The organism is Actinoplanes sp. NPDC051851, from assembly GCF_040681165.1.
GTDB lineage: Bacteria > Actinomycetota > Actinomycetes > Mycobacteriales > Micromonosporaceae > Actinoplanes.
Genome location: NZ_JBFAYF010000063.1, coordinates 45,374 through 51,899 on the forward strand (window position 1 = coordinate 45,374; position 6,526 = coordinate 51,899).

General features: G+C 70.2%; 5 protein-coding genes and 1 pseudogene. 4 read left to right on the forward strand and 2 right to left on the reverse strand.

Annotated elements, in window-relative coordinates; genetic code table 11:
• Positions 1 to 5 precede the first annotated feature (5 nt).
• The gene (locus AB0M08_RS38925; RefSeq protein WP_364504943.1) at positions 6 to 893 is read left to right on the forward strand and encodes a L,D-transpeptidase; all 888 of its coding nucleotides are present in this window, start codon (positions 6 to 8) and stop codon (positions 891 to 893) included.
• Positions 894 to 1,450: 557 nt separating this feature from the next.
• Here the strand turns inward: AB0M08_RS38925 and AB0M08_RS38930 are convergent.
• Together AB0M08_RS38930 and AB0M08_RS38935 are read right to left on the reverse strand one after the other, a co-directional pair.
• The gene (locus tag AB0M08_RS38930; RefSeq protein ID WP_364504945.1) at positions 1,451 to 2,587 is read right to left on the reverse strand and encodes an LCP family protein; all 1,137 of its coding nucleotides are present in this window, start codon (positions 2,585 to 2,587) and stop codon (positions 1,451 to 1,453) included.
• Between the two features lie 233 nt (positions 2,588 to 2,820).
• Positions 2,821 to 3,051: pseudogene (locus AB0M08_RS38935) on the reverse strand (helix-turn-helix transcriptional regulator); the annotation flags it as partial.
• A 245-nt stretch (positions 3,052 to 3,296) separates the two neighbouring features.
• On the opposite strand from AB0M08_RS38935, the gene rho reads away from it, so the two are divergent.
• The 3 genes from rho to AB0M08_RS38950 all read left to right on the forward strand — a co-directional run bounded on the left by rho (position 3,297) and on the right by AB0M08_RS38950 (position 6,382).
• Positions 3,297 to 4,442, forward strand: a complete 1,146-nt coding sequence (gene rho / locus AB0M08_RS38940; protein WP_364504947.1) for a transcription termination factor Rho — start codon at positions 3,297 to 3,299, stop codon at positions 4,440 to 4,442.
• A gap of 240 nt (positions 4,443 to 4,682) precedes the next feature.
• Positions 4,683 to 5,471 (forward strand): SAM-dependent methyltransferase, encoded by a 789-nt coding sequence (locus AB0M08_RS38945; RefSeq protein WP_364504949.1) that lies wholly within the window; start codon positions 4,683 to 4,685, stop codon positions 5,469 to 5,471.
• Between the two features lie 32 nt (positions 5,472 to 5,503).
• Positions 5,504 to 6,382: a helix-turn-helix transcriptional regulator gene (locus tag AB0M08_RS38950; protein ID WP_364504951.1), complete on the forward strand. Its 879-nt coding sequence runs from the start codon at positions 5,504 to 5,506 to the stop codon at positions 6,380 to 6,382.
• The last annotated feature ends 144 nt before the right edge of the window (positions 6,383 to 6,526 follow it).

Below are 6,526 nucleotides of genomic sequence, written 5' to 3' on the forward strand. Positions count from 1 at the left end.
GCCCCATGCCGATCGCCCCCTCCGTCGGCCCGAACCGGACCCGCGTGCTCCTCGGGGCTGCCGCCGTCCTCGTCGTGGCAGCCCTGATCGCCGCCTTCGTCCTGGTGGGCCGCCACGAGTCGCGGGAGACCGCCACGCCCGGCCGGGTCTCCCCCGCAGCCTCGGCCACCCCCTCGGCACCGGCGAGCTTCGCCGTGCACCCGCTCGAGGCCGCCGCGGCCCCCGACGGCCTGATGACCATCAAGTACGCGAAGGGCCCGAGCGGCCTGCCCGCCGACCCCGACCAGACGTCGACCGAGGCGCTGACCGAGGGCCTGCACCCGACGAAGAGCCTGGTCCTGTACGACGCACCCGGCGGCAAGCCTCGCGCGTACCTGCCCCCGAAGATCAGCGGCCTGCGCACCCTGGTCCCGATCGCGGCCCGGGAGAACGGCTGGACCGCCGTGCTGGTCCCGTCGGTGAACCGCCGGATCGGCTGGATCCCGGACGACGCCGGCTTCACCACCGAGGAGCTGCACGACCAGATCGTCGTCCGCCTCGGCAAGCACACGCTGACCTGGCTGCGCGACAGCGAGATCAAGGATTCCTGGACGGTCGGCGTCGGCACCGCGGCCACCCCGACACCGCTGGGCCGCACGTACGTGATGGGCCAGACCGGCACGAGCGGCGAGGTCTACGCGGGCCTGGACGCGCTGGTGCTCGGCTCGGTCCCGGAGGACCCGGACAGCATGGCCGAGGTCTTCCAGCTGGCCCACACGGGCATCCACGCGTGGTACCGCTCCAGCACCTTCGGCAAGAGCGCCAGCAACGGCTGCGTCCGCATGCCCAAGGCCGCCCAGAAGACCCTGCTCGCCGAGGTCCCCTCCGGCACCCCCATCACGATCCTCCCCTGACAGGCCGCTGGGGTTTGTCACAGGCCCCGGGCCAAGATCGCCGTTTTCTGCCACCGTTCCGCGAGGGATGGGGGTTTCCCCCGGCCGGGGCGGGCCCCGCATGGCCGGGCTCGATCGACATTTCATGATCAACTGCGGGGATGATCTTGGTGGCTGGCGCTCAGGGGTGTGTCGACGGACTGGAGTGACCCGTGAGCGCCAGCTTTCCCGGCGCGGCTGGCGTTCACGGGTCACTCGGAGGGCCCGAGACACCCATACGGCCCAGCCAAGCGGTCCCAGCTGGCGGTCTGGGGTGTCTCGCAGCGCCTGAGATACCCCTGACCACCAGCCCGGAAGATCCACTTCCCGCCGAACGCCGATGCATCACGGTTGATGCATCAGCCGTGATGCATCGTGGCTGATGCATCACGGCCGATGCATCGCGGGTGATGCATCACGGTTGATGCATCGTCGAGCAGCGCTCACGTGGTCTGGTCTCGTCGCTGGTCGCTGGCCTGCTGCGTACCGGAGGCGGCAGGCGGGGTGGAGACCGGGGAGGGTGGGCCGAGGCCGACGGGTCAGGAGAGCATGACCGTTTCGGCGGCGTCGGCGTTGTCGGTGCGGAGGGCGTCGAAGAGCTTCTTGGCCTTCGCGGTGTCCGGGAGCACCACGCTCTGGTCGCCCTTCATCGCCGTACCCGAGCTCGGACTGGTGTACATCGCCAGGTCGCCGCCGCGCAGGCCGCGCAGGTCGGTGGCGGTCCCCAGCAGGTTCAGGGTGTCGTCGACCTTGACCGCGCCGGCCGTGGCGCGGATGAACTTGTTCAGTTTGGTCGGGCTGGAGAGTGTGCCGCTGGACGCCGCCTTGTTCAGGACCGCCTTGATCACGTCCTGCTGGTGCTGGATGCGGGCGAAGTCGCCGTCGGCGAACGCGTACCGCTCGCGGGCGTAGTCGAGCGCCTTGTCGCCGTCCATGGTCTGGGTGCCGGCCTTGAACTGGCGTACGCCGCCCGGGGCCAGCGAGTGCGTCGAGACGAACGGCTGGTCGACGGTGATCTCGACGCCGCCGAGAGCGTCGATGATCTCCTTGAAGCCGGAGAAGTCGACCATCACCACGTGGTCGATCCGGATGCCGGTGTAGTCCTCGACGGTCTGTACGGTCAGCGGCACGCCGCCCCACGCGTACGCCGCATTGATCTTGGCGTTGGTGTCGCCGTGCTTGCCGTCCGCGGACTTCGGGACGTGTACCCAGGTGTCGCGGGGGATGGAGACCATCTGCGCGGCCTTCTTGTCGCCGGAGACGTGCAGCACGATGATCGTGTCGCTCCGGGAGCCGCTGGTGTTCTCCGGGTTGCGCGTGTCCGAGCCGAGGACCAGGAAGTTCATCGCGTCGCCGGCCGAGGCGTCCTTGGTCGGGCGGTCCGCCTCGGGCACGTTGTCGAACGCGTCGACCCGGTCGACGTCGCCGGAGACCGACCGGTAGTAGATCCCGGCGGCGATCGCCACGCCGGCGCCGAGCACGACCGGGATCAGCACCAGGACGACGAGCAGCCTTACCCAGAGAGGCCGGCGCCGCTTCGGAGCCTCGGCAGAGGCGGGTGCGACCGGGTCACCGGCGAAGGGCACGACCGAGTCGCCGGCGAGCGGCGTGGCCGAGTCGCCGACGGATTCGCCGAGGTCGGCAGCGTGGTCGAGCGGAGCACCGGGGTCTGGCATGGCGATGATCGTACTGACGCGGGCAACGGGGCCGATGTGCCCAATCGGCCGCATCGAACGGCGGTCCGCGGGCCCCGACCGACGGAACAGGTCGGCCCGTTCGGGCGAGATGCGACCGGCCGCGAGATGCGAGACTGCGCGGGCCGGGCCACCTGCGAACGGGCGACCTGTGAACGGGCGGTCTGCGAACGGGCGACCGGCGAGCGGTCGGCCTCCGGACGGCCGGCCTGCGGGATCCGGGCCAGCTCCAGGCGCACCTCGTCGAGCAGGTCGGCGAGGGAGAGGCCGAGCGCGCGGCAGATCGCGGCGAGGATCTCCGACGAGACCTCCTTGGTGCCGCGCTCCACCTCGGACAGGTAGGGCAGCGAGACCCCGGCCGCGGCGGCCACGTCCCGCAGGGTCCGGCCCTGGCGCAGGCGCACCCGCCGCAGAACCGACCCGATCATCCGGCGCAACAGCGGCATGGTCCCGCCACCTCCCCACAGCTGGTGTGAGACAGAGCCTACTGGGCGTGGTCGAGGAACAGTGCTACGGTGGGCTCAACCCGGAAGCCGGTGGCATCCATCGCCCGGGATCCCCACAACGCCGTTCAGGCGAGTGAACGCACGGCAGGCCCAGCGCCGCCATCCACACCACGCCGCGAGCAGCCGCGCATCTCCGGACACCGCAGCGCGCCGCGAGCACGAGCATCGCGAAAGGCAGTCCCATCATGACGGTCACCCGTACCCAAACCCGTACCCAAAAAAGCCCTGAAATCACTGCAAACCAGGAGGAGACCCACGGCGTAGACGCGCTCCTCGACATCGTCGACGACCGTGGCTGGCTGCGTGCCGACGGCTACCTGCCCGGCCGCGCCGACATCCCGGTCTCGATCGCCGAGATCCGCCGCCACGACCTGCGGCGCGGCGACCGGGTGACCGGATTCGCCCGGGTCACCCGGCCGGGTAGGCCCGCCCAGCTGCAGGTCACCGCGGTCAACGGCCGCCGGCCCGGACCGCGGCCCGACTTCTACCGGCTCACCGCGCTGCACCCGCAGGAACGCCTGCGGCTGGAGACCGGTTCCGATCAGCTGCTGACCCGGCTCATCGACCTGGCCATGCCGATCGGCAAGGGGCAGCGCGCGCTGATCGCGGCACCGCCCAAGGCCGGCAAGACCACGGTGTTGCAGCAGGTGGCGAACGCGATCGCACACAACGCCCCGGAGTGCCACCTGATCATGGTGCTCGTCGACGAACGGCCCGAAGAGGTCACCGACATGCAGCGCACGGTCAAGGCGGAGATCGCGGCGGCCACTTTCGATCGTCCGCCGCAGGAGCACACCGCGGTCGCCGAGCTGGCGATCGAGCGCGCCAAGCGCCTGGCCGAACAGGGCGAGGACGTGGTGGTGCTGCTCGACTCGCTGACCCGTCTCGGTCGCGCCTACAACCTGATCGCGCCGGCCGGTAAGGGGCGCACGCTGAGCGGCGGCCTGGACAGCACCGCGCTGTACCCGCCGAAGCGCCTGCTCGGCGCCGCGCGCGCCATCGAGGGCGGCGGCTCGCTGACGATCATCGCGACCGCCCTGGTGGAGAACGGCTCCGCGCTCGACACGCTGATCTTCGAGGAGCTCAAGGGCACCGGCAACGCCGAGCTCAAACTCGACCGCTTGCTCGCCGAGGCCCGGATCTTCCCGGCCGTCGACCTCACCGCCACCGGCACCCGCCACGACGAGCTCCTGCTCAGCCCCTCCGAGCGGGTGGTCGCGGCCGCGCTGCGCCGCGCGTTCGCCGGTCACGACAAGCGCGAGGTCATGACGCAGCTGCTGAGGCAGCTGCGGACCACCTCCAGCAACGCCGACCTGCTGCGCCGCTTCTGACCGTACGCCGTCCGCAGCGCGACGAGCACACGCCGTCCGCCATACGCGAAGCGCACGCTGTCCGCGGCGCGAAACAGGCCTACGCCGTTCGCGGCGCGTCGTCCCCGACCGTGTGACCTGCCGGTCCCCACTTCGATGACGGTCGTTCACCAACGCCCACTAGACGTGAGTATGCTGTGCCCAATTGCCCGGCGCGGATCCACAGAGGACTCGTGATCCGCACGAACACAAGGATGTGGCGTGGCGGAAGACGTCCCCAAGGTGGACACGAACATTCCCCAGACCGCCCGGATCTGGAACTACCTGCTCGGCGGCAAGGACAACTTCGAGGTCGACCGTCAGGTCGGCGACCAGATCGTGCAATCACTACCGCAGTTCGCCGAGCACGCCCGGCTCAGCCGGAAGTACCTCGCTCGCGCGGTGCGTCACCTGGCCGGCCCGGCCGGGATAACCCAGTTCCTGGACATCGGCACCGGCCTGCCCACCGCGGACAACACCCACGAGGTCGCGCAGCAGACCAACCCGGCCGCCAAGATCGTGTACGTCGACAACGATCCGCTCGTGCTGGCGTACGCCGAGGCGCTGCTGACCAGCACGCCCGAGGGGAAGACGGCGTATGTCAGCGCCGACCTCTACGACCCGGAGGCGATCCTCAAGCAGGCCGCCGACACGCTGGACCTGAGTAGGCCGGTCGCGCTGATGCTGATGGGCATCCTCGGTCACGTGGAGAGCGACGAGGAGGCCAAGCGGATCATCGACACGATCCTGGCCGCCCTGCCGTCCGGCAGCTACTTCGCGATGTACGACGGCAGCGACACCGACGCCGAGGTGCGCGAGGCCACCCGGATCTGGAACATCTCGGCGAACCCGAAGTACCACCTGCGCAGCCCCGAGCGGATCGCGGCTCTCTTCGACGGGCTGGAGATCATCGAGCCCGGTGTCGTATCGGTGACCCGGTGGAAGCCGGACGCCACGGCGGCGGACGCTCCGGAGATATCTCAGTACTGCGCGGTCGGCCGCAAGCCCTGACGCTGCGGCCTTGCCCTGGGGGGAAAGGAAGCATGGGCGAGGAACAGGACAGCGGGGGCTCCACAGTACGGCGATTGCAGGTGGGCATGCAGCTGCGTGCCCTCCGGCAGCGCAAGGGACTCTCCCGCGACCAGGCCGGATGGCAGATCCGGGCATCCGAGTCCAAGATCAGCCGGATGGAACTGGGCCGGGTCAGTTTCAAGGAACGCGACGTCGTCGACCTACTGGCGCTGTACGGCGTCGACGACCCGGCCGAACAGCAACGACTACTCACCCTCACCCGGGAGGCGAACGCACCCAGCTGGTGGCAGGAGTACGCGGACGTCCTCGACACGTGGTTCCAGAACTATCTCGATCTGGAACAGGCGGCCGAGCTCATCCGCACGTACGAGGTGCAGTTCGTGCCGGGGCTGCTGCAGACGGACGCCTACGCCCGGGCGGTCATCCGCCTGGGCCACGAGAACGCGTCGGCCGAGGAGATCGACCGCCGGGCACGGCTGCGGATGACCCGCAAGCAGGTGCTCGACCGGCCGGTCGCTCCCCGGGTCTGGGCGGTGCTCGACGAGGCCGTGCTGCGCCGCCCGATCGGCGGTACGGCGGTCCTGCGCGAGCAGGTCGAGAGCCTGCTGCACATCGCCGAGTCCTCCCGGACCGTCCGTCTGCAGGTGATGCCGTTCGAGACCGGCGGCCACGCGGCGGCGGGCGGCGCCTTCTCGATCCTGCGCTTCCCGCACGCGGAACTGGCCGACGTGGTCTACATAGAGCACCTGACCAGCGCGCTCTACCTGGACAAACGCGAGGAGGTCGACCACTACGCCGCGGCGATCGGCCGCCTCTTCATCGAGGCCACGTCCCCGGACCGCACCCCGGCCGTCCTCAAGCGCATCCTGAACGACCTGCGCAACGGCTGACCCGGGTACGGGCCGCGTCACCGCCCGATCCGGCCGCGAGACCGTACCCGGTCCGGACAGCGACGCGGGTCCGGGTTCTGGCTGGTGCTCAGGGGTGTCTCACGCGAAGCGGGACACCCCTGTGGACCAGCCGGGAGAGCGAGG